Annotated in this window: 8 protein-coding genes; 5 read left to right on the top strand and 3 right to left on the bottom strand. The window is 71.9% G+C overall.

The genetic code is table 11. The features are described 5' to 3' along the window. Positions 1 to 30: 30 nt before the first annotated feature. A complete protein-coding gene (locus ACGF5T_RS23280) occupies positions 31 to 15870 on the bottom strand; it encodes a non-ribosomal peptide synthase/polyketide synthase (protein ID WP_392889045.1) in 15840 nt (5279 codons plus the stop codon). A gap of 262 nt (positions 15871 to 16132) precedes the next feature. On the opposite strand from ACGF5T_RS23280, the gene gntA reads away from it, so the two are divergent. Next, positions 16133 to 16792 (top strand): guanitoxin biosynthesis heme-dependent pre-guanitoxin N-hydroxylase GntA, encoded by a 660-nt coding sequence (gene gntA / locus ACGF5T_RS23275; RefSeq protein WP_361019748.1) that lies wholly within the window; start codon positions 16133 to 16135, stop codon positions 16790 to 16792. 278 nt (positions 16793 to 17070) lie between these two features. Here gntA and ACGF5T_RS23270 read toward each other — a convergent pair whose 3' ends face one another. Then, positions 17071 to 17730 carry a response regulator transcription factor gene (locus tag ACGF5T_RS23270; protein ID WP_356612689.1) on the bottom strand — a complete coding sequence of 220 codons (660 nt, stop codon included), beginning with the start codon at positions 17728 to 17730 and terminating at the stop codon, positions 17071 to 17073. Positions 17731 to 17807: 77 nt separating this feature from the next. Here ACGF5T_RS23270 and ACGF5T_RS23265 point away from each other — a divergent pair, with 77 nt between their 5' ends. The 4 genes from ACGF5T_RS23265 to ACGF5T_RS23250 all read left to right on the top strand — a co-directional run bounded on the left by ACGF5T_RS23265 (position 17808) and on the right by ACGF5T_RS23250 (position 23852). After that, entirely contained in the window at positions 17808 to 19418 is a 1611-nt protein-coding gene (locus tag ACGF5T_RS23265) for a histidine kinase (protein WP_356612687.1), read from the top strand. A 67-nt stretch (positions 19419 to 19485) separates the two neighbouring features. Then, positions 19486 to 21033: an amino acid permease gene (locus ACGF5T_RS23260; protein ID WP_366767850.1), complete on the top strand. Its 1548-nt coding sequence runs from the start codon at positions 19486 to 19488 to the stop codon at positions 21031 to 21033. A gap of 177 nt (positions 21034 to 21210) precedes the next feature. Continuing rightward, the gene (locus tag ACGF5T_RS23255; RefSeq protein ID WP_356612683.1) at positions 21211 to 21858 is read left to right on the top strand and encodes a TetR family transcriptional regulator; all 648 of its coding nucleotides are present in this window, start codon (positions 21211 to 21213) and stop codon (positions 21856 to 21858) included. A gap of 377 nt (positions 21859 to 22235) precedes the next feature. Then, complete coding sequence (locus ACGF5T_RS23250) at positions 22236 to 23852, top strand: MFS transporter (RefSeq protein WP_356612681.1); 1617 nt, start codon at positions 22236 to 22238, stop codon at positions 23850 to 23852. Positions 23853 to 24038: 186 nt separating this feature from the next. On the opposite strand, the gene ACGF5T_RS23245 is transcribed toward ACGF5T_RS23250, so the two are convergent. Then, on the bottom strand, positions 24039 to 24500 hold the full coding sequence (locus tag ACGF5T_RS23245) for a potassium channel family protein (protein WP_392889068.1): 462 nt from the start codon (positions 24498 to 24500) through the stop codon (positions 24039 to 24041). Positions 24501 to 24534 lie beyond the last annotated feature (34 nt).

Raw genomic sequence — 24534 nt, 5'->3', positions numbered from 1 at the left:
ATGGCGTCCGGGCCGCGGCGTGGACCGGGCTCACGCGTCCCATTCCGCCTGCAGGCGGTCGAGCTCCTCCTGGCTGAGACCGGTGAGCGGCGCGTCCGCCTCGAAGTCGGCGACCACCGGAGCGGCCGCGTCGAAGCGCGCGTTCGCCGCCAGCACGGCCACGGTCCTGTGCTCGAACACGTCCCGCACCGTGAACGAGGCGCCTTCGCTCCGCGCCTGCGCCACGACTTGCAACGAACGGATGCTGTCGCCGCCGAGGTCGAAGAAGTCGTCGTCGATACCGACCCGTCCCAAGCCCAGGACATCGGCGACGATGCGGCAGAGCACTTCCTCGTGCGGAGTACGGGGCCCGCGCGCCGACGTGTGCACGCCGTCCCAGTCGGGGTCGGGGAGGGCCTTGCGGTCGAGTTTGCCGTTCGCGGTCAGCGGGAGTGCGTCGAGCGGGACGAAAGCCGCGGGGATCATGTAGGTGGGCAGGGTCCGGGCGAGGTGGGCGCGGAGTTCGCCGGGAGTGGCCGTCTCGCCGGTGGTGTAGGCGATGAGCCGTTCGTCGCGGACGATGACGGCTGCACGTGCGACCGCCGGGTGGGTGGTGAGCAGCGTTTCGATCTCACCCAGCTCGATGCGGTGGCCGCGGACCTTGACCTGGTCGTCGGCGCGCCGCAGGTAGGTGAGGTGGCCGTCGGGGGCCCAGCGGACCACGTCACCCGTGCGGTACATGCGCGTCCCCGCCGGACCGTGGGGGTCGGCGACGAAGCGCTCCGCGGTGAGGCCGGGGCGCAGTTGGTACCCCCGGGCCACGCCTTCGCCGGCGATGTACAGCTCACCCGGCACACCCACCGGGACCGGCTGGAGGTGAGCGTCCAGGACGTAGACGCGGGTGTTGGTCAGGGGGCGCCCGATGGTGACGGCGTCGCCGGCGGTGAGGGTGGTGGCGGTGGACCAGATCGTGGTCTCGGTGGGCCCGTAGACGTTGGTGACCTGCGCAGCCACCTCGGTGAGGCGGTCGGCGAGGTCGGTGGGCAGTGCTTCACCACCGGCGAGGACCCGCACCCCGGCGAGGGCCGCGGCGGCGCCCTCGTCGGCGGTCACGGATCGCCACAGGCTGGGCGTGGCCTGCATGACGGTGACGTGCTCGTCGGTGAGGAGTGCGCGCAGCTGGTCGGGGTCGTGGACGACACCCGTGGGCGCCACGACGACGGCCGCGCCGGCGGTCAGCGGTGCGAACAGCTCCAGTCCGGCGATGTCGAACCCGACGGTGGTGACCGCCAGCAGCCGGTCCTCGCCGGTGAGCGGGATACGCCCCCGCATGTCGGTGAGGAGGTTCGCCAAGGCCCCGCGGGAGATGACGACACCCTTCGGGCGGCCCGTCGACCCCGAGGTGTAGAGGACATAGGCGGCCTGGTCGGGGCGGGTGCCGACGGGCAGGTGTGTGGCAGGGTCGGGCTCGCGCTCCCGCACGCCGTCCAGCCACTCTTCGTCGATGACGAGGACGGGCCGGGTTTCGTCGCGCATGAAGGCGAGTCGGTCGGCGGGGAAGTCGGCGTCCAGCGGCAGGTAGGCGCCGCCGGTCTTCAGTACTGCCAGCAGCACCGTGACCAGGTCGTTCGTTCGAGGCAGCATCACCGCCGCGTACCGCTCCGGGCCCATTCCGGCCTCGACCAGGAGCCGGGCGAGTCGGTCGCTGCGGGTGTCCAGGTCGGCGTAGGAGGTGGTGGTGTCGCCGTGGATGACGGCGGGTGCGTCGGGGGTGTGTGCGGCGTGGGTGCGGAGGCGGGTGATGAGGTCGTGGTCGTCGGTGATGGGTGCGGGGGTGCCGTTGGCCCAGGTGGTGAGGAGGGTGTGCTGTTCGTCGGTGTCGAGGACCGGGGTGTGGCCGATCCGGGTGTCCGGTGCGGTGATGACGGCGTCGAGTATCTGCACGAACCGGCGGGTGAGCAGCTCGGCACTCTCCTGGTCGAAGAGGTCCGCGCTGAACTCCAGGACGGCGTCGATGCCCGCCGCGCTGCCCAACTCCGCATAGGACAGCGACAGGTCGTACCGCGACGTACCCGTGCTGCTCGGCTGGTGCGCCGCCTTGAGGTCGCCGAACTCCACGGTGCCCGTGACCGCCGAGGTCAGGACGTTGGGGTTGAGCATGGTCTGGAAGAGGGGGTGGCGGCTGGTGGAGCGTTCGGGGTTGACGGCTTCTACGAGGCGTTCGAAGGGGATGTCCTGGTGGGCGTAGGCGGCGAGGTCGGTTTCGCGTACGCGGGCGAGGAGTTCGGTGAAGGTGGGGTTGCCGGTGAGGTCGGTGCGCAGGACGAGGGTGTTGACGAAGAACCCGACCAGGTCCTCGACGGCGTCGTCGGTGCGTCCGGCGATGGGTGAGCCGATGGGGATGTCGGTGCCGGCGCCGAGGCGTGACAGGAGCACGGCCAGGGCGGCCTGGAGGACCATGAAGGTGCTGGCCTGTTCCTGCCGGGCCAGCTGCGTGATCCGGGTGTGGAGTTCGGTCGGGATGGTAAAGGTGACGGTGCCGCCCTGGTGGGACGGGGTGGCGGGCCGGGGCCGGTCGGTGGGCAGGTCCAGTTCGGCCGGGAGACCTGACAGTGCTTGCTCCCAGTAGGCCAGTTGGCGGTTGATGGGTGCTTCGGGGTCGTCCTCGGTGCCCAGGAGCTCGCGCTGCCAGAGGGTGTGGTCGGCGTACTGGACCGGGAGGGGTGTCCAGGTGGGTGCCTGGCCGGTGGTGCGGGCGCTGTAGGCGGTGGTCAGGTCCCGGGCGAGCGGGGTGAGGGACCAGCCGTCGGCGGCGATGTGGTGCACGACCAGCAGCAGGACGTGCTCGGTCTCGGAGAGGCGGAAGAGGGTGGTGCGCAGGGGCAGGTCGCGGGTGAGGTCGAAGCCGCGGGCGGCCGTGGTGGCCACGGCGGCGTCGAGGTCGGCCTCGGTGGCGTCCCGTACCTCGAAGAGCGGGGTGGCCCGGTTGGGGGTGAGGATGACCTGGTGGGCGCCGTGGTCGTCCTGGGCGTAGAGGGTGCGCAGGGCTTCGTGGCGTGCGGTGACGTCGGTGAGGGCGGTGCGTAGGGCGTCCTGGTCGAGGGTGCCGGTCAGGCGCAGGGCTACGGGGATGTTGTAGAGGGCGCTGCCGGGCTCGTACTGGTGCAGGAACCACAGCCGCTGCTGCGCGTACGACAACGGCACCCGCTCCGGACGCCGTCGAGCGGTGACGGCCGTCCTCGCCTGACCTGCGCCCGCGAGGGCGTGAGCCAGGCCCGCGACGGAGGGTGCTTCGAACAGGGCCCGCACCGACAGCTCCACTCCGAGAGCCGTACGGATACGCGACACCAGCCGCGTCGCCAGCAACGAGTGACCACCCAGGTCGAAGAAGCTGTCGTCGATGCCGACCCGCTCCAGGCCGAGGACGTCCGCGAAGAGGTGGCAGAGCACTTCCTCGTGCGGGGTGCGGGGTGCGCGGGCGGTGGTGGGTGCGGTGTCGCGGTCGGGGTCGGGCAGCGCCTTACGGTCCAGTTTCCCGTTCGCGGTGAGCGGGAGTGCGTCGAGCGTCACGAACGCCGACGGCACCATGTACGCGGGCAGCGACTGCGCGAGATGCCGGCGCAGCTCCTGTGAGGAGACCGTCTCGCCGGTGGTGTAGGCGATGAGCCGTTCGTCGCGGACGATGACGGCTGCACGTGCGACCGCCGGGTGGGTGGTGAGCAGCGTTTCGATCTCGCCGAGTTCGATGCGGTGTCCGCGGACCTTGACCTGGTCGTCGGCGCGCCGCAGGTAGGTGAGGTGGCCGTCGGGGGTCCAGCGGACCACGTCTCCGGTGCGGTACATGCGGGTGCCGGCCGGACCGTAGGGGTCGGCGACGAAGCGTTCCGCGGTGAGGCCGGGGCGCAGCTGGTATCCACGTGCTACACCTTCGCCCGCGATGTACAGCTCACCCGGGACGCCGGCCGGGACCGGCTGGAGGTGATCGTCCAGGACATACACCCGGGTATTCGCCATCGGCTGCCCGATGGTCACCGGCGCACCCGCGCTCAGTGCCGTCGCGGTGGACCAGATCGTCGTCTCGGTGGGCCCGTACACGTTGGTGACCTGCGCAGCCACCTCGGTGAGGCGGTCGGCGAGGTCGGTGGGCAGTGCTTCACCACCGGCGAGGACCCGCACGCCGGCGAGGGCCGCGGCGGCGCCCTCGTCGGCGGTCACCGACCGCCACAGGCTGGGCGTGGCCTGCATGACGGTGACCCGCTCCCCGGTCAGCAGCGCACGCAGCTGCTCGGGATCGTGCACCACACCCGAAGGAGCCACGATCACGGCCGCCCCGGCGGTCAGCGGAGCGAACAGCTCCAGCCCGGCGATGTCGAACCCGACGGTGGTGACCGCCAGCAACCGGTCCCCACCGGCCAGCGGGATACGCCCCCGCATGTCGGCGAGGAGGTTCGCCAGTGCGCCGCGCGAGACGACGACACCCTTGGGACGGCCTGTCGACCCCGACGTGTACAGCACGTACGCGGCCAGCGCAGGATCGACCGCAGCAGGCAGCGAGGTCCCCGCAGCCGGCTCGCGTCCCCACGTCCCCTCCAGCCACTCTTCGTCGATGACGAGGACGGGCCGGGTTTCGTCACGCATGAAGGCGAGTCGGTCGGCGGGGAAGTCGGCGTCAAGCGGCAGGTAGGCACCCCCGGTCTTCAGTACTGCCAGCAGCACCGTGACCAGGTCGTTCGTTCGAGGCAGCATCACCGCCGCGTACCGCTCCGGGCCCATTCCGGCCTCGACCAGGAGCCGGGCGAGTCGGTCGCTGCGGGTGTCCAGGTCGGCGTAGGAGGTGGTGGTGTCGCCGTGGATGACGGCGGGTGCGTCGGGGGTGTGTGTGGCGTGGGTGCGGAGGCGGGTGATGAGGTCGTGGTCGTCGGTGATGGGTGCGGGGGTGCCGTTGGCCCAGGTGGTGAGGAGGGTGTGCTGTTCGTCGGTGTCGAGGACCGGGGTGTGGCCGATCCGGGTGTCCGGTGCGGTGATGACGGCGTCGAGTATCTGCACGAACCGACGGGTGAGCAGCTCGGCACTCTCCTGGTCGAAGAGGTCCGCGCTGAACTCCAGGACGGCACGCACGCCGCCTGATCGACCACCGTCCGGGGCTTCGAGTTCCTGCATGGCGAGAAGCAGGTCGAACTTCGACACCGCCCCCTCAGCGTCCACCGGGCGCACGCTCAGGCCGGGGAACCGACCGGCGGTCGCGACGGCTGCCGGGTCGACGTTCTGCAGGGAGAGCATGGTCTGGAAGAGGGGGTGGCGGCTGGTGGAGCGGTCGGGGTTGACGGCTTCTACGAGGCGTTCGAAGGGGATGTCCTGGTGGGCGTAGGCGGCGAGGTCGGTCTCCCGCACCCGGGCCAGAAGTTCCGTGAAGGTGGGGTTGCCGGCGAGGTCGGTGCGCAGGACGAGGGTGTTGACGAAGAACCCGACCAGGTCCTCGACGGCGTCGTCCGTCCGGCCCGCGATGGGCGAGCCGATCGGGATGTCGGTGCCGGCGCCGAGGCGGGACAGGAGGACGGCCAGGGCGGCTTGGAGGACCATGAAGGTGCTGGCCTGTTCCTGCCGGGCCAGCTGCGTGATCCGGGTGTGGAGTTCGGTGGGGATGGTGAAGGTGACGGTGCCGCCCCGGTGGGACGGGGACGCGGGGCGAGGTCGGTCGGCAGGCAGGTCCAGCTCGGCCGGAAGGCCCGACAGTGCCTGCTCCCAGTAGGCGAGTTGCTTGCTCAGGACGGAGTCGGGGTCGTCCTCGGTGCCCAGGACGTCGCGCTGCCAGAGGGTGTGGTCGGCGTACTGGACCGGCAGGGGTGTCCAGGAGGGTTCACGTCCAGCCACCCGGGCCGTGTAGGCGGTGGTCAGGTCCCGGGCGAGCGGGGTGAGGGACCAGCCGTCGGCGGCGATGTGGTGCACGACCAGCAGCAGGACGTGCTCGGTCTCGTCGAGGCGGAACAGGGTGGTGCGCAGCGGGAGGTCTTGGGTGAGGTCGAAGCCCTGGCCCACGGTGTGGGACAGCTCGTCGGCGAGTCGGTCCTCGGTGACGTCCCGTACCTCGAAGAGCGGGGTGGCCCGCTCGGGGGTGAGGATGACCTGGTGGGCGCCTTGGTCGTCCTGGGCGTAGAGGGTGCGCAGGGCTTCGTGGCGCGCGGTGACGTCGGCCAGAGCCTTGCGTAGGGCGTCCTGGTCGAGGGTGCCGGTCAGGCGCAGGGCGACGGGGATGTTGTAGAGGGCGCTGCCGGGCTCGTACTGGTGCAGGAACCACAGCCGCTGCTGCGCGTACGACAACGGCACCCGCTCCGGACGCACCGCCCGCGCCACCACCGGACGGCCCGTCCGTCCGGCCACCGTCATCAGCCTGGCGAGGCCGGCGACCGTCGGGTTGTCGAACATGTCACGCACCGACAGCGTCATACCGAGCGCCGAACGGGCGCGCGCCAGCAGCCGGATGGCGAGCAGTGAGTGTCCGCCCAACTCGAAGAAGTCGTCCTCCCGGCCGACCTCCTCGACACCGAGCACGTCGGCGAACAGTCGGCCGAGGACCTCTTCCCACGGGTTGTGGGCCTTCTGGACGGGAGCGCTGGGCTCGCGCTCCTCCACCGGTACCGGAAGGGCGCCGCGGTCCAGCTTCCCGTTCGCGGTCAGCGGCAGTGCGTCGAGCAGGACGAACGCGGACGGCACCATGTAGTCGGGCAGACTTTCCGCGAGGTGCGCGCGCAGGGTCGCCGCGGTCGGGGCGGCCTGCCGGCCGGTGCCCGGGACGACATAGGCGACGAGACGCTTGTCTCCCGAGCCGTCCTCCGTGAGGACCACCGCCGCCTGGTGGACACCGGCCGTGCCCACCAGCACCGATTCGATCTCACCCAGCTCCAGGCGGTAGCCGCGCAGCTTGACCTGCTGGTCGGCGCGGCCCACGTACCGCAGCTGTCCGTCCTTGTCCCACAGGGCGAGGTCCCCGGTGCGGTACATGCGGGAGCCGGAGCCGCTCGCGTCGAACGGGTCGGCCACGAACCGTTCCGCGGTCATGTCCGGGCGCCCCAGGTAACCGCGCGCCAGGCCAGTGCCGGCGATGTACAGCTCGCCCGGAACGCCGGCCGGTACGGGTTGCAGGTGCGCGTCCAGGACGTAGGCCCGGGTGTTCCAGAACGGGCGCCCGATCGGAACCGGCCCCGACGGCGTCGGAGCACCCGGTTCGAGTGTGTAGTCGGTGCAGTTGACGGTGGCCTCGGTCGGGCCGTAGGCGTTGACGACCGTCACGTCGGGGTGCCGTGCGCGCCACTCGGCCAGGTTCTCGCCGAGCAGCTGCTCGCCTCCGAGGATGAGTGTGCCGGTCGGCGAGACGGTGTCCGGGAGGGAGCCCAACAGCGCCAGGTGACTCGGCGTGGCCTTCATGAAGGTCGGCCGGACGGAGGTGCCTGCGCCGCCCGAGTCGTCCTTGAGATCGGCCAGGCGTACCCGTCCGCCCGAGACCAGCGGGGTGTACAGCGCGGTCACGGTCAGGTCGAAGGCGATGCGGGAGTGGAGCAAGGCCGTACCGGCGGCATCCGGGTAGACACGCCGCGCGCGCTGGAGGTAGGCACCCACCGAGCGGTGCTCGACGACGACTCCCTTGGGGCGGCCCGTCGAGCCCGAGGTGTAGATGACGTACGCGGGGTCGTTCGGCAGGGGCAACCCGCCGGGACGTGACCCGCCCGTCGCCGTCCCGCCGAGTGAACCGATCGCGTCACCCGATGCCTCGGCCAGTGCCCTCCTGGTCTCTTCGGTGTCCCACACCAGCACCTTGCGGTCGGGAGTCTCCGCCACGAGGCCGGACGACCGCTCGTCGGTGAGGATGAGCAAGGGGGAGGCGTCCTCGACCATGTAGCGGACCCGCTCCGCCGGCTGGTCGAGGTCGAGGGGCAGGTAGGCGCCTCCGGCCTTGAGCACGGCGAGGAGGCTCACGATGAGTTCCACGGAACGGGGGAGGGCCACCGCGACGAACCGCTCGGGGCCCACGCCGTACTCGGCCAGCAGACGGGCGAGGCGATTGCTGCGCTCGTCCAGCTCGGCGTACGTGAGGGTGGTCTCCTCGAACAGCAGCGCCTCGGCGTCGGGGGTACGGGCGACCTGGGCGGCGAACAGCTCGACCACGCCTGCCGGATCGACGTCTCGCGCGGTGGCGTTCCAGGTCTCCAGCAGACGGCCGCGCTCGGCATCGTCCAGGACGTCGATCCGGCCGACGGGCCGCTCCGGCTCGGTGACGGCGCCGCGGAGCACGCGCACGAAGCGCTGGGCGAGGGACTCCGCGGTGGCCGCGTCGTAGAGATCCGCGCTGTACTCCAGCACGCCGCCGAGGCCCGAGTCCGCGTCGTACAGGCGGAGCAGCAGGTCGAACTTCGCGCCCTCGTCGGAGGTCGCCTCCGTGGAGACCGTGAGCCCCGGAAGCGCCAGCGCGGCCCCGGCGGAGGACCGGGGGTCCGCGTTCTGTACGACGAGGCGGACCTGGAAGAGGGGATGCCGGTTGGCGGAGCGTTCGGGGTTGAGGGCCTCTACGAGGCGTTCGAAGGGGATGTCCTGGTGGGCGTAGGCGGCGAGGTCGGTTTCGCGTACGCGGGCGAGGAGTTCGGTGAAGGTGGGGTTGCCGGTGAGGTCGGTGCGCAGGACGAGGGTGTTGACGAAGAATCCGACCAGGTCTTCGACGGCGTCGTCGGTGCGTCCGGCGATGGGTGAGCCGATCGGGATGTCGGTGCCGGCGCCGAGGCGGGACAGGAGCACGGCCAGTGCTGCCTGGAGGACCATGAAGGTGCTGGCCTGTTCCTGCCGGGCCAGGGTCTCGATGCGTTCGCGCAGGTCGGCGGGGATGGTGAAGGTGACGGTGCCGCCCTGGTGGGACGGGGTGGCGGGCCGGGGCCGGTCGGTGGGCAGGTCCAGCTCGGCCGGAAGGCCGGCCAGGGTCTGCGTCCAGTAGGCGAGTTGCTTGCTCAGGACGGAGTCGGGGTCGTCCTCGGTGCCCAGGACGTCGCGCTGCCAGAGGGTGTGGTCGGCGTACTGCACCGGCAGCGGTGTCCAGGACGGTTCACGTCCGGCGACCCGCTCCACGTACGCCGTGGTCAGGTCCCGGGCCAGGGGCGCGAAGGAGCCCTCGTCGGCGGCGATGTGGTGGACCAGGAGCAGCAGGACGTGCTCGGTCTCACCGAGGCGGAACAGGGTGGTGCGCAGCGGCAGGTCACGGGTCAGATCGAAGGCGTGACCGGCAGCGTCGGCCAGCGCGCCCACGAGGCCCTCGCTCGTGACAGCACGCACCTCGAAGAGGGGAGTGGCCTGGTCCGGAGTGAGGATGACCTGGTGGGCGCCGTGCTCGTCCTCTGCGTAGACGGTGCGCAGGGCTTCGTGGCGTGCGGTGACGTCGGTGAGGGCGGCGCGCAGGGCGTCCTGGTCCAGGGTGCCGGTCAGGCGCAGGGCGATGGGAATGTTGTAGGTGGCGTTGGGGCCTTCCAGCTTGTGCAGGAACCACTGCCCCTGCTGCGCCGGCGACAACGGCACTCGCTCAGGACGAGGCTGAGCCGTCAGAGCCGCCCTCGCGTGGCCTGCCTCGCCCAGGGCTCGGGCGAGCCCCGCGACGGACGGGGTGTCGAAGAGGGCACGTACCGGGACTTCGGCGTCGAGGGTGGTGCGGATGCGGGCGACGAGGCGGGTGGCGAGCAGGGAGTGTCCGCCGAGGTCGAAGAAGCTGTCGTCGATACCGACCCGCTCCAGGCCCAGGACGTCCGCGAAGAGATGGCAGAGGATCTCTTCCCGGTCGTCGCGCGGTCCGCGCCCCGACGTCTCCACACCGTCGAACTGCGGGGTGGGCAGGGCCTTGCGGTCGAGTTTGCCGTTCGCGGTCAGCGGGAGTGCGTCGAGCGTCACGAACGCCGACGGCACCATGTACGCGGGCAGCGACTGCGCGAGATGCCGGCGCAGCTCCTCCGCCGAGACCGGACCACCCGTGGTGTACGCGATGAGCCGCTCGTCCCGCACGACGACCGCCGCACGCACCACCGCCGCATGTGCACCGAGCAACGCCTCGATCTCACCCAGCTCGATGCGGTGACCGCGGACCTTGACCTGGTCGTCCGCGCGCCGCAGGTAGGTGAGATGGCCCTCCGGGGTCCAGCGGACCACGTCACCCGTCCGATACATGCGCGTCCCCGCCGGACCGTAGGGATCGGCGACGAAGCGCTCCGCGGTCAGACCGGGGCGCAACTGGTACCCCCGGGCCACACCCTCACCCGCGATGTACAGCTCACCCGGCACACCCACCGGGACCGGCTGCAAATGAGCGTCCAGGACATACACCCGGGTATTCGCCATCGGCTGCCCGATGGTCACCGGCGCACCCGCGCTCAGCGCCGTCGCGGTGGACCAGATCGTCGTCTCGGTGGGCCCGTACACGTTGGTGACCTGAGCAGCCACCTCCGTGAGCCGCTCGGCGAGATCGACGGGCAAAGCCTCACCACCCACCAGAACCCGCACACCAGCCAGCGCAGCAGCCGCACCCGCGTCATCGACAACCGACCGCCACAAGCTCGGCGTCGCCTGCATCACCGTGACCCGCTCACCGGTCAGCAGCGCACGCAGCTGCTCGGGATCGTGCACCACACCCGACGGAGCCACGACCACGGCCGCGCCCGCCGTCAGCGGAGCGAACAGCTCCAGCCCGGCGATGTCGAACCCAACGGTGGTGACCGCCAGCAGCCGGTCCCCACCGGCCAGTGGAATACGCCCCCGCATGTCGGTGAGCAGGTTCGCCAGCGCGCCGCGCGAGACGACGACACCCTTGGGACGGCCTGTCGACCCCGACGTGTACAACACATACGCGGCCAGCGCAGGATCAACCGCTACAGGCAGCGAGGTCCCCGCAGCCGGCTCCCGCTCCCACGCCCCCGCCAGCCACTCCTCGTCGATGACCAGGACCGGCCGGGTCTCCTCCCGCATGAACGCCAGCCGCTCCGCAGGGAAGTCGGCATCCAGCGGCAGATACGCACCGCCCGTCTTCAGCACCGCCAGCAGCACGATCACCAGGTCCGCCGAACGCGGCAGCATCACCGCCGCATACCGCTCCGGACCCACCCCCGCCTTCACCAGCAACCGCGCCAGCCGCTCACTGCGCGCCTCCAGCTCGGCGTAGGACACGGTCGCCCCACCGAACACGACCGCCGCCGCCTCCGGCATCCGGGCCACCCGCGCCCGGACACACGCCACCACATCCCCAGCGTCCACGTCCGCACCCGCGTCCGCCGACCGGGTGTCGTTCCACTCCTCCAGCACCCGCAGCCGCTCATCCTCCGCCAGCACACCCACCCGGCCCACCCGGGCCCCCGGCGCCGACACCACCGCCTCCAGCACCCGCACGAACCGGCGGCCCAGCAGCTCGGCGCTCTCCCGGTCGAAGAGGTCCGCGCTGAACTCCAGTTCCGCGTCGATACCTGCCGCGGAGCTGTCGTCGTCGTGGAGTTCCCCCAGGTTGAAGGCGAGGTCGAAGCGTGCCGCGCTCGATCCGACCGACTGCTCGGACATCTCCGCACCAGGCCAGGACGCGAGGGAGGCCGTGGCCGTCCGTGAGTCCAGGTTGTGCAGGGAGAGCATGGTCTGGAAGAGGGGGTGGCGGCTGGTGGAGCGGTCGGGGTTGACGGCTTCTACGAGGCGTTCGAAGGGGATGTCCTGGTGGGCGTAGGCGGCGAGGTCGGTCTCCCGCACCCGGGCCAGAAGCTCCGTGAAGGTCGGGTTGCCGCTCAGGTCGGTGCGCAGGACGAGGGTGTTGACGAAGAACCCGACCAGGTCCTCGACGGCGTCGTCCGTCCGCCCCGCGATGGGCGAGCCGATGGGGATGTCGGTGCCCGCACCCAGCCGTGACAGGAGCACGGCCAGGGCGGCTTGGAGGACCATGAAGGTGCTGGCCTGTTCCTGCCGGGCCAGCTGCGTGATCCGGGTGTGGAGTTCGGCGGGGATGGTGAAGGTGACGGTGCCGCCCCGGTGGGACGGGGACGCGGGGCGAGGTCGGTCGGCAGGCAGGTCCAGCTCGGCCGGAAGGCCCGACAGTGCCTGCTCCCAGTAGGCGAGTTGCTTGCTCAGGACGGAGTCGGGGTCGTCCTCGGTGCCCAGGACGTCGCGCTGCCACAGGGTGTGGTCGGCGTACTGGACCGGCAGGGGTGTCCAGGAGGGTTCACGTCCAGCCACCCGGGCCGTGTAGGCGAGGGTCAGGTCCCGGGCGAGCGGGGTGAGGGACCAGCCGTCGGCGGCGATGTGGTGCACGACCAGCAGCAGGACGTGCTCGGTCTCGGAGAGGCGGAACAGGGTGGTGCGCAGCGGGAGGTCTTGGGTGAGGTCGAAGCCCTGGCCCACGGTGTGGGACAGCTCGTCGGCGAGTCGGTCCTCGGTGACGTCCCGTACCCCGAAGAGCGGGGTGGCCCGGTCGGGGGTGAGGATGACCTGGTGGGCGCCTTGGTCGTCCTGGGCGTAGAGGGTGCGCAGGGCTTCGTGGCGCGCGGTGACGTCGGCCAGAGCCTTGCGTAGGGCGTCCTGGTCGAGGGTGCCGGTCAGGCGCAGGGCGACGGGGATGTTGTAGAGGGCGCTGCCGGGCTCGTACTGGTGCAGGAACCACAGCCGCTGCTGCGCGTACGACAACGGCACCCGCTCCGGACGCACCGCCCGCGCCACCACCGGCGTACGCGCTGACACGGCCTGCCCGAGCAACGCCGCCAGGCCCGCCACCGACGGCGTCTCGAACAGAGCCCGCACCGACAGCTCCACCCCCAGCGCCGTACGGATACGCGACACCAGCCGCGTCGCCAGCAACGAGTGACCACCCAGGTCGAAGAAGCTGTCGTCGATGCCGACCCGCTCCAGGCCGAGGACGTCCGCGAAGAGGTGGGCCAGGATCTCCTCCTGGCCGGTCCGCGGTCGCCGTGCCGACTCGATCGTGCCGTCCCAGTCGGGCGCGGGCAGGGCGCGGCGGTCGAGCTTGCCGGTGGGGGTGAGGGGCAGTTCGGGCAGGGGGACGACCGCCGCCGGCACCATGTGCTGGGGCAGCCGCTCCGCGACGTACCGGCGCAGCGCGGCAGGGTCGGCCCCGGCGTCCTCGGTGAGGGAGACGTACGCGACGAGCCGCTTGTCGCCCGGCCGGTCCTCCCGTACGACGACCGCCGCCTGGGCCACGGCGTCGTGGGCGCCCAGCAGGGACTCGATCTCGCCCAGCTCGATCCGGAAGCCGCGTACCTTCACCTGGTCGTCGGCCCGGCCGATGAACTCCACCAGGCCCTCGTCGGTCCAGCGGACCACGTCACCGGTGCGGTACATGCGGGAGCCCGCCGGACCGAACGGGTTCGCTACGAAGCGTTCCGAGGTGAGACCGGGACGCCCCAGGTAACCGCGGGCCACGCCGGCGCCGGCGACGTAGAGCTCGCCGGCCACCCCGACCGGTGCGGGGCGCAGGGCTGCGTCCAGGACGTACACCTGCGCGTTGGAGACGGGGGTGCCGAGTTCGGCGGGGCGGGCGTCGCGCACGACCCCGGTGACGCTGTCGGCGGTGCACTCGGTCGGGCCGTAGAAGTTGAACGCCAGGAGGCCTTCCACCGACGTCAGTTCGCGGCGCAGGCTCTCGCCGATGGCCTCGCCGCCGAGGACCACGAGCGAGGGGCGGTGGCGGTCCGCGTCCAGCAGACCGGCGAGGAGCAGGTGCTGGCACTCCGACGGGGTCATGTCGACCACGTCGATGCGCTGCTCGTCGACCTGCCGGGCGAAGGCCTCCGGGTCGTGCCGGGTGTCGTCGTCGAGCAGGTGCAGCTCGTGGCCGTGCGCGGCCATCCACAGGAACAGGCCCCACGACGCGTCGAAGGAGAAGGAGGCCGTGTGGGCCATGCGCAGCCTGCGGCCGCCCACGGAGTCCACCACTCGGGTCAGGACTTCGTACTGGTGGTGGTGGAGCAGGTTGCTGAGGCTCGCATGGGTGATCAGGGCCGCCTTCGGGCGGCCCGTCGACCCGGAGGTGTACAGGATGTAAGCGCCGCCCGCGGGGGTCACGGGGGCGGCGACCGGGTTCGTGTCCGGTCGGCCGTCGAGGGCACGGCGGGTCTCCGCGTCGTCCAGCCGGATCACGGGGACGCCCGAGCCGTCGAGGACCGCGGTCCGGTCCGCCGCGGCGGCGACGGTGACCACGAGCGTGGGCGCCGAGTCCGTCAGCATGAACGAGGTGCGGTCGGCGGGGTACTCCGGATCGACGGGGAGGTAGACCGCTCCCGCCTTCATCGCCGCCAGCAGCGCCACCATGGAGTCCACGGAACGGGGCAGCACCACGGCCACGACGTCCTCGGGGCCGACGCCCTGCTCGGTGATCAGCCGGGCCAGCCGGTTCACCCGGGCGTTGAGTTCCCGGTAGGTGACGCGGGTGTCCTGGAAGACGACGGCCGTCTCGTCGGGAGTACGGGCCACCTGGGCCTCGAAGAGACGGGGAAGGATGTCGGCCGGTACGGGACGCTCGGTACGGTTCCAGTCCACGAGCAGCCGCTCCCGCTGCGCCGCGGCGAGGGCGTCGACGCGGCCGACCGGAGCGTGCGGGGCGTCGAGCAGCAGGCGCAGGATGCCCAGCAGGTGCTCGGCCAGCTCCTCGGCCTCCTCGGCGCGGAAGACGTCGGGGCGGTAGTCCAGCTGGAAACGCAGCGTGGAGTCGGGCATGCAGACGAGGCCCAGTGGATAGTGCGTGGCGTCGTAGCCCTCGGTGCGCAGAACCCTCAGACCGTCGGTCGCGCGGTCGAGACCGGAGGCGTCCAGCGGGTAGTTCTCGAACACCATGGAGGTGTCGAAGAGTTCACCCACGTCGGTCAGCCTCTGGATCTCGGCGAGTCCGAGATGCTGGTGGGCGAGGAGCCGGCTCTGTTCCTCCTGGAGCCTGGCCAGCATGTCGGCCAGGGGCTCCGCCGGGCGCAGTCGCAGCCGCAGCGGCAGGGTGTTGATGAACAGACCGACCATGTCCTCGACCCCGTCGAGCTCCGGCGGCCGGCCGGAGACCGTGACGCCGAACACCACGTCGTCGATCCCGGTGATCCTCGACAGGAGCAGTGACCAGGCACCCTGGACGACGGTGTTGAGGGTCAGACCGTGTTCGCGGGCGAGTGCGGTCAACGCCCGCGTCTCCTGGCCGTCCAGACCGAACCGGACCTGTTCCGGGACCACCGGTGGCTGTCCGGGACCGAGCGCCGCGACCCGGGTGGGCTCCTCCAGACCCGCCAGTGCCTCCGACCAGGCCCGTACCGCCGCGCCCGTGTCCTGCTCGGCGAGCCAGGTCAGGTGATCGCGGTAGGGACGCGGGCGGGGAAGCCCGGTGTCGTCGCCCTTGGCCAGGTAGAGCGCGAGCAGTTCCCTCATCAGGATCTGCATCGACCAGCCGTCGAGCAGGATGTGATGGTTCGTCAGAACGAAGCGGTGACGTTGTCCGCCGAGGTGGATGAGGGTGAAGCGCACCAGGGGCGCCTGCCCCAGGTCGAAGCGCCGGCTGCGGTCCTCCAGCGCCTCGGCCTGAGCCCGGCCCTCCCGGCTCGCCTCCGGCAGACCGCCGAGGTCGACGGTGCGCCAGGGCAGCTCCACCTCGCGGAGCACCAACTGGGCCCACTCGCCGGACTTGCGCTGGCGGAAAGCCACCCGCAGGTTCGGGTAGCGGGCGAGCAGCGCCGCGGACGCGTCCCGCAACGCCCCGGTGTCCAGCGGACCTTCGAAGTCCGTCGTCACCTGGGCCACGTAGACGTCGGTGGCGGTCCCTTCGAGGACGTTGTGGAAGAGCAGTCCCTCCTGAAGGGGGGACAGCGGATAGATGTCCTCGATCTTACGGGGCCGTCGCGTCACTGCCATCTCTCCCACTCGGACCGCACTTTGTCACCGTGGCCAGCGTCGAAAATAGGGCTGGCAGCAATATCAGCGAGCAACCTATTCGCCTCGGTGGGTGGTCTGTCAAGGTAAATGGGGCGCCCTTAACCCACGCCTTAAACACGGCTGTCGCGTCACGGTTTCCTATGGGCGGTGTTCAACTCCACCCTTAAACAGCGGGGCTTGCGGCGGTGTGACTGCTGGCCGGTGCTAGGGTCACGGCACTTGCGATGGAGCTGGAGGCGTAATGGCACATCATGAGTTGAGGGAGGAATTCATCACCTGGCTGGGCGGGGATTCCTTCACCTGCCTGGGAGCGCGTTCCGCTCTGCGACAGGACACCCTTGTCGTGCGGTTCTACGATGAGTTGGGCGGGGCGGAAGCCACTGCTCTGCTCCATCGGGACCTGGTCGCGTTCACTGAGGAGCAACTCACCGGGGAAAACGAATTCGCTTCGTTCGTGGCGATATTCCTGAGCCCCCGGATGCACGGCGAAGAGGAATTCGAAAAGCTGCTCTGGGAGCAGTTGGGGCATCTGCACCGGCTGGATGCCAAAACCCACGAATGGAGCTCCGGCTACTCCAGTGACACCGAGTCGCCTGAATTCGCCTTCAGTGTCGCCGGCCATCCGTTCTTCGTGGCCGGGCTCAGCCCGGAATCCTCTCGGATTTCCCGGCGCTTCTCGCATCCGGCCCTCGTGTTCAATTCGCACGAGCAGTTCGCCCGGTTGAAGGCGCAGGGGACGTACTACGGTCTGCAGCGCAGGATCCGCGAACGTGAGGTGCGCCTCCAGGGGAGCGTCAACCCCATGCTGTCCGACCACGGCCAGTCCTCCGAGGCCCGCCAGTACGCGGGGCGGGCCGTACCGGCGGACTGGCGGTGCCCGTTCTCCGCGGAGGGCTCCTGAGCCGGGTGGCCGCGTGTCCGGGTGGCCGTGTGTCCGGGTGGCCGCGTGTCCCAGTGGTCAGGTGTCCGAGCGGACGCCCCCGTGCGCGCCGGCCCGGAAAGGGGTGAACGGCTGATTCCTTTCGCCGAGCCGCGGTGAGCGGTGTCCGGAACGGTTCCGGAACCGCTTGTGCGCGGTCGCCGGAGAAGCCCTTGTGCGCGGTCGCCGGAACCCCTTGGGCGGGCTCTCCGCAACAGCCCCGTACGGTGTCCGGAAGACCTCGGGCGCGGTGTCCGGATTCAGTTGACGCTTTCGATCAGTCCCGCTTCGTAGGCGATGATGGCCGCCTGGACACGGTTGCCGACGGCCAGCCTGGTGAGGATGGAACTGACATGAGTCTTGACTGTGCCTTCGACGAGGCGCAGCCGCCGGGCGATCTGGGCGTTCGACAGCCCTTCCCCGAGCAGTGTCAGCACCTCCCGCTCCCGGGCGCTGAGGCGGTCGACCCGCTCGCGTGCCGCGGAGCCCCGTGCCATCCGGGCCGTGGGCAGACCGCGGATCACCCGGTGCGCCGCCTCGGGGGAGAGATACGCGGCCCCGTCGGCGACGGCGTGCACCCCCGCGATGAGGTCGCGCGGATCTCCCGACTTCAGCAGGAAGCCACTGGCGCCCTCGCCCAGGGCGCGGGCGATGTAGTCGTCGTTGCTGAACGTGGTGAAGATGATCACGGCCGTGCCCGCGTCGGACTTCAGGATCTCGGAAGCGGCGTCGAGTCCGTCGAGCTGCGGCATCTGCACGTCCAGGAGGGCCACGTCCGGCCGGTGCCGGCGCACCAGCTCCACGGCCTCCCGGCCGGTGGCCGCCTCCGCCACCACCTCGATCTCGGGATCGGCCGACAGGATCGCCCGCGCCCCCGCGCGCATCATCGTCTCGTCGTCGGCGATCAGAACCCGAATCACACGTTCCCCATTTCGTCCCCCGCCGGGGCTGTCGCCGCACCGGCGCTCTGTCAGGACTCCCGGTGAAAGGCCTCCCGGTGAGGGGCCTCTGGAAGTCCTGGGATCCTGCACGGACCAGTCGATCCCGAATCCTTGTCGAGCGGACCCGGCAACGCAAGGTCGTCCGAGGCGCCCTGCTCTGGGCGGCGCTCGCCGTCCCCGCGCTGCTCGACTCGCCCGGCGACTCCGATCCCCGCTCCCTGTGGTGGCGGCTGGCCGGCGTCCTGCTGCTCGTACCCGTCGTCGCGCTGCGGGCCACGCGGCTGTCGCTGGCCTGGGGGACCACCGCGGTCCTCAGCCTCGTCAGCCCCTGGTTCGCGCCCAGCCTGTTCGTCATGGGCTACCTGGCCGGCCGGCGCGGTGACACGCGGGAGCGTCCCGTCGACACGGCGGTGGCGGTCACGGCCGTGCTGACGACGCTGGGCGTCCTCGGGCTCCGGGCGGGCCACCTCACCACCTGGCTGAACAGCGTCCCGCTGCTGGTGGGCGCCGTGACCGCGTGGCTGGCCGGCCGGCACCGCCACCAGCGTCGCGAGCTGGAACTCGCCGGCTGGCAGCGGGCCCAGCACCTCGAACGGGAGTACGAGCTGGCCGCCGACCGGGCCCGGACCCGGGAACGCGCCCGCATCGCCCAGGACATGCACGACCAGCTCGGGCACGACCTCACCCTCATCGCCATGCAGGCCGCCGCCCTGGAGGTCGCCCCCGACCTGGACGCGTCCGTGCGGGCCACGGCGAGGCAACTGCGCGGCAACGCGGGGCAGGCTGTCAGCCGGCTCAGCGACATCATCGGAGTGCTGCGCGTGGACACGGCGCAGGAACCGACGCCGCCGCGCGAGGACCTCATGACGACGGTGGACCGGGCGCGTACCGCGGGGATGCTGATCGACCTGCGGCGGATCGGCCTCGACGTCACGGCCCCGCCCGCGGTCGAGGAGGCGGTGCGGCGGGTGGTCCAGGAGTCGCTCACCAACGCCGCCAAGCACGCGCCCGGCGAGGAGGTACGGATCCGGATCGACCGCCTGACGGACCACACGGCCGTCACCGTCACCAACGGCATCTCCGACGGCCCCTCCGAGCCGGCCGTCGGCAACGGCACCGGACTCGTCGGTCTCTCCGAGCGGGTCCAGGTACTCGGCGGGACGCTCTCCGCCCGGCCCCGCGAGGACGGCGTGTTCGAGGTCTCGGCCCGCCTGCCGCACTCCGGGGAGCTGTACGGGGCCGGTGCCGCCGGCCCCCAGGGCCCGCTCGGGGTCCCGCTCACCGTCACGGCCCAGCGGGACGCCGAGCAACGGGTCCGCCGCAGCCTCATGACCATGCTGGCGGTGCCCGTGGTCGCGGTCGCCGTCGTGTGCGTGATGATGGTCGTCTACTTCTCGAACGCGTTCGACAGCAGCGCCACCCTCGACGCCTCCACCTACCGCGGGCTGACCCGGGGCGAACGGTGGCAGGACCTCCGAGGGGTCCTGCCCGCGGAACAGGTGCCCGCGGAGTGGCACGCCGACTCCCCGCCGGCGCCCGAGCGCGCGGTGTGCCGGTACTACCGGGCCGAGGGCGGTGGCCTGTTCTCGATGGAGGCGGGCGTCTACCGCCTGTGCTTCGTCGACGGGCGACTGGCGGCCAAGGACCTGCTGTCCGACGAGCGGTGACCGGCCCGCCGAGGTGCCCGCCGGACTCGGGGGCGTGTTCTCGGTCTGGCGGGAAACCTGAGGCGGCATGGCGAGATTCGGAACACGCAGGCCGGCGGAGACCCAGGACGGTCCGGCGCTGAAGCGGGCGCTGACCACCCCGCTGCTGTACTTCTTCATCCTGGGCGATGTGCTGGGCGCGGGGGTGTACGTCCTGGTGGGGCAGGTGGCCGCCGACACCGGGGGAGCGGTGTGGGTGCCGCTGGTCGTCGCGCTGCTGCTGGCGATGCTGACCGCGGCCTCCTACGCCGAGCTGGCCACGAAATACCCCCGGGCGGGCGGCGCCTCCCACTACACCACCCTGGCCTTCGGACCGTTCGCCGGCTTCGTGGCGGGCTTCTGCATGCTCGCCGCCGGCATCGTCTCCGTGGCCGCGCTGGCCCGCGGCTTCGGGGGCGACTACCTGTCGGCCTTCGTGACGCTGCCGGTGGGCGCCGTCGCCGTGGTGTTCCTCGCCCTGCTCGCGCTGGTCAACGCACGCGGCATCAAGGAGTCCACCCGGGCCAACGTCGTCGCCACCGTCGTCGAGGTGGGCGGCCTGCTCGTCATCGTCGCCCTCGGCGCGTGGCTGCTGCTGCGCGGCGACGGCGACGTGGCACGGCTCGGGCAGCTCGGGACGCCGGAGAAGGGGGCCGCGGCGGCCGTACTGAGCGGCTCCGTCCTGGCCTACTACTCCTTCGTCGGCTTCGAGACCTCCGTGAACGTCGCCGAGGAGACCCGCGACCCCCGCCGCTCCTACCCGCGCGCCCTCTTCGGCGCCCTCGCCACCGCCGGCGCCGTGTACGTCCTGGTGGGGCTCGCCGCCTCCGTGGCCGTCCCGACAGCCCGCCTGGCCGGGTCGAGCGGGCCGCTGCTGGAGGTCGTCGAGGCGGCCGGCGGGGTGCCGACCCGCCTGTTCAGCGCCATCGCCCTGGTCGCGGTCGCGAACGGCGCGCTGCTCACCGGCATCATGTCCTCCCGCCTGGCCTACGGCATGGCCCGGGACGGGCTGCTGCCCGCCGCGCTGACCAAGGTGCTGCCCGGGCGCCGTACCCCCTGGGCGGCGATCGCGGTCACGACCGTGCTGTCGATGCTCCTCGCGCTCACCGGCAGCGTCGCCACCCTCGCGTCCACGCTGGTCCTGCTGCTGCTCGTGGTCTTCCTCATGGTCAACACGGCCGTGCTGGTGCTGCGCCGCGACCCGGGCGAGGCCGACCACTTCCGGACCCCGACCGTCCTCCCCGTGCTGGGCGCGGCGTCCTGCGTCGCGCTCGCCACCCAGATCGAGGCGGAGGTGTGGCTGCGCGGTCTGCTGGTCGTGGCCGTGGGGACGGTGCTCGCCGCGGTCGCCGCCGTACGGCGGGGCGGCCGGGCGGACGCGACCGAGCCCGCGCGGGAGCCGGACGGGGCGGATCACGAGGGCCGGGCGGACGGGGCGGATCACGAGGACCGGGCGGACGGGGCGGATCACGAGGACCGGGCGGACGGGGTGGATCACGAGGACCGGGCGGACGGGGTGGATCACGAGGACCGGGCGGACGGGGTCGGGTCCCGCGGGCACGGCGGGCCACGGGGAGACGACCGACCGGCAGGGTGAGGCGACGCGGGGCCACCGGGCCCGGGCCGGGCGGACGAGGTCCGGCCCTGTCCGGGCTCGGGGGGCCCGAGCCGGCCCGGGAGGCCGCGGGCGGGCGAGTCGCCGCTCGGCCCCGGGCACGGCCCCCGTGCCAGAATGGACGCCCCGCCGCCCCACCACGCGCCCCAGAGGTTCCCCGTGACCAAGTCAGTCGCCCGCGAGCCGCAGCGACGCAACGCGCGGTCCAACCGGGCGCGCATCCTGGCCACGGCCCGCCGCGAACTGGGACGGAACCCGGACACCACGCTGGAGGAACTGGCCCGCGCCGCCGGTGTCGTACGGCGGACCCTCTTCGGGCACTTCCCGGGACGCGCGGCCCTCCTGGAGGCCCTCGCCGAGGAGGCCTCCGAGGTGCTGCGGAGCGCGATGGCCGCCGGTGCGGAGCGCATCGGGCCCGCGGAACCGGCCGAGCGTGCCCTCGCGTACTTCGTGCTGCTGATGTGGCCGGTCGGCGACCGCTACCGGATGCTCCTGGCGCTGGCCCGGCACGACCTGGGCGTGGAGCGGGTCTCGGAGATCCTGGCACCGGCCCGTGCCGAGGTCACCGCCATCCTGGAACGCGGCCAGCGGGACGGGGCCTTCCCCGCGCATCTGCCGCCCGCCGTGCTGAGCGCCGGACTGGAGGCGATGACGGTCGCACTGCTGGAGCAGGTGAACACGGGGGCGCTGGAGGACGACGGCACCCGCGTCGCCCTGGCCCAGCTCATCGCGGCCGGCGTACCGGAGCGGCGGGCCCGGGCCGTCGTCGCGTCGGTCACCCCGGCGGAGCCGATCCCGGACGAGTAACCCCCGGTCCGCACCACCCCATCACCCCACCACCCCACTCACCCCCTCCGCGCCCCCGCGTCCAGCCGCGGGCACCTGCGCCCCGACGGCCCGCCCCCGCACTCAGCCCGTCGGCTTCCGCACCCCCGCTGACCCCTGCCCGCTCACCGCGTCGGCCTCCCTCACCCTGCGTTCCAACCGTTCCGGCGGGTTCCGGCCGCACGAGCCGCACGAGCCGCACGAGCCGCACGAGCCGCACGAGCCGCACGAGCCGCTCCGTCGCGCCTTCCGGACCTCCGCCCGCCTCTTATTTGCACCTCTATGTGCAACAAACTACGCTGCCATTGATCTGCACATCGATGGGCAATTAACTCGCCCCAGCCCTCCCGGGAGCCCCGATGCCCCTCCTAGCCACCACCCCCGTCGAGAAGATGACCGGGCCGTACGCGCGGCGTTGGTGGGCCCTCGTCGTCCTCTGTCTGAGCCTGCTGATCGTGGTCATGGCCAACACGTCGCTGATCGTGGCCGCACCGGACATGACGGCCGATCTCGGCCTCAGCAGCAGCGACCTGCAATGGGTCATCGACGGCTACACCGTCCCGTACGCCGCGCTGATGCTGGTCCTCGGCTCGGTCGGCGACAAGTACAGCCGCCGAGGCGCCCTGATCACCGGCCTGGTGATCTTCGCGGGCGGTTCCGTGATGGGCAGCCTGGTGGAGGAGACCGGGCTGGTCATCGCGGCCCGGGCGATCATGGGCGTCGGGGCCGCCGTCGTCATGCCGGCCACGCTGTCCCTCCTGGTCGCGGTCTTCCCGAAGGGAGAGCGGGCCCGGGCCATCACCGCCTGGACCGCCACCTCGGGCCTCGCCATCGCGGTCGGCCCGCTGGTCGCCGGCCGACTCCTGGAGGACCACGCCTGGGGCTCGACCTTCCTGGTCAACGTCCCCGTCGCGGTCGCCGCCGTGGTCGGCGCGCTGATCCTCGTACCGCCGTCCAAGGCGGCCGGCATGGGCCGTATCGACTACGTCGGCGGTCTGCTGTCCATCGTCTCCGTCGGCAGCCTGGTCTACGCGACCATCGAGGGCCCGCACTTCGGCTGGGGCGCCGGCCCGGTCGCCGCCGCCGTCGCCGCCGTCGTCGGCCTCGTGGCCTTCGTGGCCTGGGAACTGCGCCACCCGCACCCCATGCTGGACGTCCGCAGGTTCCTGCTGCGACCGTTCAGCGGCTCGATGCTGGCGGTGCTGTTCTTCTTCTTCGGCACCTACGGCGCCATCTACTACGCCACGCAGTTCCTTCAGTTCGTGCTGGGCTTCGGCGCCCTGGAGACCGGCGTACGACTGCTGCCGCTGGCCGGCGCCGTGTTCGTCGGCGCCGCCGTCACCGGCCGGCTGACACCGAGGCTGGGGGTGAAGGCCATGGTCGGCTCCGGCATGGTGCTCGGCACCGTCGGCGTCCTCCTGCTGGCCCTCGTCGAGAAGGACTCGACGTACGCCGACTTCCTGGCCCCGATGCTGCTGCTGGGCCTCGCGATCGGGCTGAGCGTGTCCCCGGCCACCGACACCATCATGGGTTCCTTCCCGGAGAGCGAGCTGGGCGTCGGCGGCGGGGCGAACGACACCGCGCTGGAACTCGGCGGCTCCCTGGGGATCGCCGTGCTGGGCTCCCTGCTCGGCACCGCCTACCGGGACGAACTCGCCGACCTGGCCGGAGGCCGGCTCCCGGCCGCCGCGCTGGACACCGCCCAGGACTCCGTGGGCGGCGGACTGGCCGTCGCCGAGCGGCTCGCGGCGAACCCCTCGGCCGGACCGCGGCAGGCCGAGGCCCTGGCCGACGCCGTGAACCAGTCCTTCGCCCACGGGGTCGCCACGACCAGCCTCGTCGGCGGGATCATCATGGCCGCCGGCACCCTCATCGTCCTCGCCGTCCTGCCCGGCCGCCGCCGCACCGCCCGCCACCTGCCGGAGGACGGCCCGGCGAGGGACCGGGACGCGGAGTTCAGCGACTCGGCACGGTGAGCCGCTGCGGCCGGTTCCGCGTCAGTCGGCCAGAGCGGCCGGCTCCTCCGGCGTGCGCGGGCCGGCCGCCGAGTCCGTCAGCAGGTCCCGCGCCCGCCGTACTCGCGCCACTGTGTGCGTGGGTGACACCGCTCGTGCCGCGCACGGTGCGCGCAGGTGGCGTCCGCACACGTGCTCCCGGTGCCGTCAGCCCCGCCGGTCCCGCTCCGTGCGCCGGACCACCATGTCGCGCAGCCGCTGGGTGAGCGCGGTCGCCGCGGCGGTCAGGAACACGAAGCTGTAGGCGATCTGCAGGACCGTCACGATGCGGGCCGCCTGGCCGCTCGGGGTGATGTCGCCGTACCCGACGGTCGCCAGCGTGACGACGGTGAAGTACAGGGCGTCGACGCGGGTGTCGAGGCCGGTGAACTCGCCCTCGTGCTTGGCGAGGGCGTAGTAGGTGGCCGAGAAGATGTGCACGGTCAGGACGATCAGCAGGGAGAGGACCGCACCGGGCCGGGAGTCCGGGCGGTTGGTGAACACGTGGCGGATCTGCCGGAGCAGCAGCACGGCCACGACGGCGAGTGCGAGGGCGAACAGCACCCAGCTCAGTACGGGGCGCCGCGGACCCAGGTGGTCGAGCGGGAGGACGAAGTAGGCCACGACCACGGCCGCCGTGACACCGGCCCGCGTCAGCCAGGGA

The organism is Streptomyces sp. NPDC047853 (assembly GCF_043204535.1).
Lineage (GTDB): Bacteria > Actinomycetota > Actinomycetes > Streptomycetales > Streptomycetaceae > Streptomyces.
Note: the sequence above shows the minus strand (reverse complement) of the source record. Positions and strands in the feature narration are given on the sequence as shown.

Coding starts and splice junctions, on each gene's coding strand:
- ACGF5T_RS23280 (WP_392889045.1), bottom strand. CDS start 15,870: ATGGCAGTGACGCGACGGCCCCGTAAGATCGAGGACATCTATCCGCTG.
- gntA (WP_361019748.1), top strand. CDS start 16,133: ATGGCACATCATGAGTTGAGGGAGGAATTCATCACCTGGCTGGGCGGG.
- ACGF5T_RS23260 (WP_366767850.1), top strand. CDS start 19,486: ATGGCGAGATTCGGAACACGCAGGCCGGCGGAGACCCAGGACGGTCCG.
- ACGF5T_RS23250 (WP_356612681.1), top strand. CDS start 22,236: ATGCCCCTCCTAGCCACCACCCCCGTCGAGAAGATGACCGGGCCGTAC.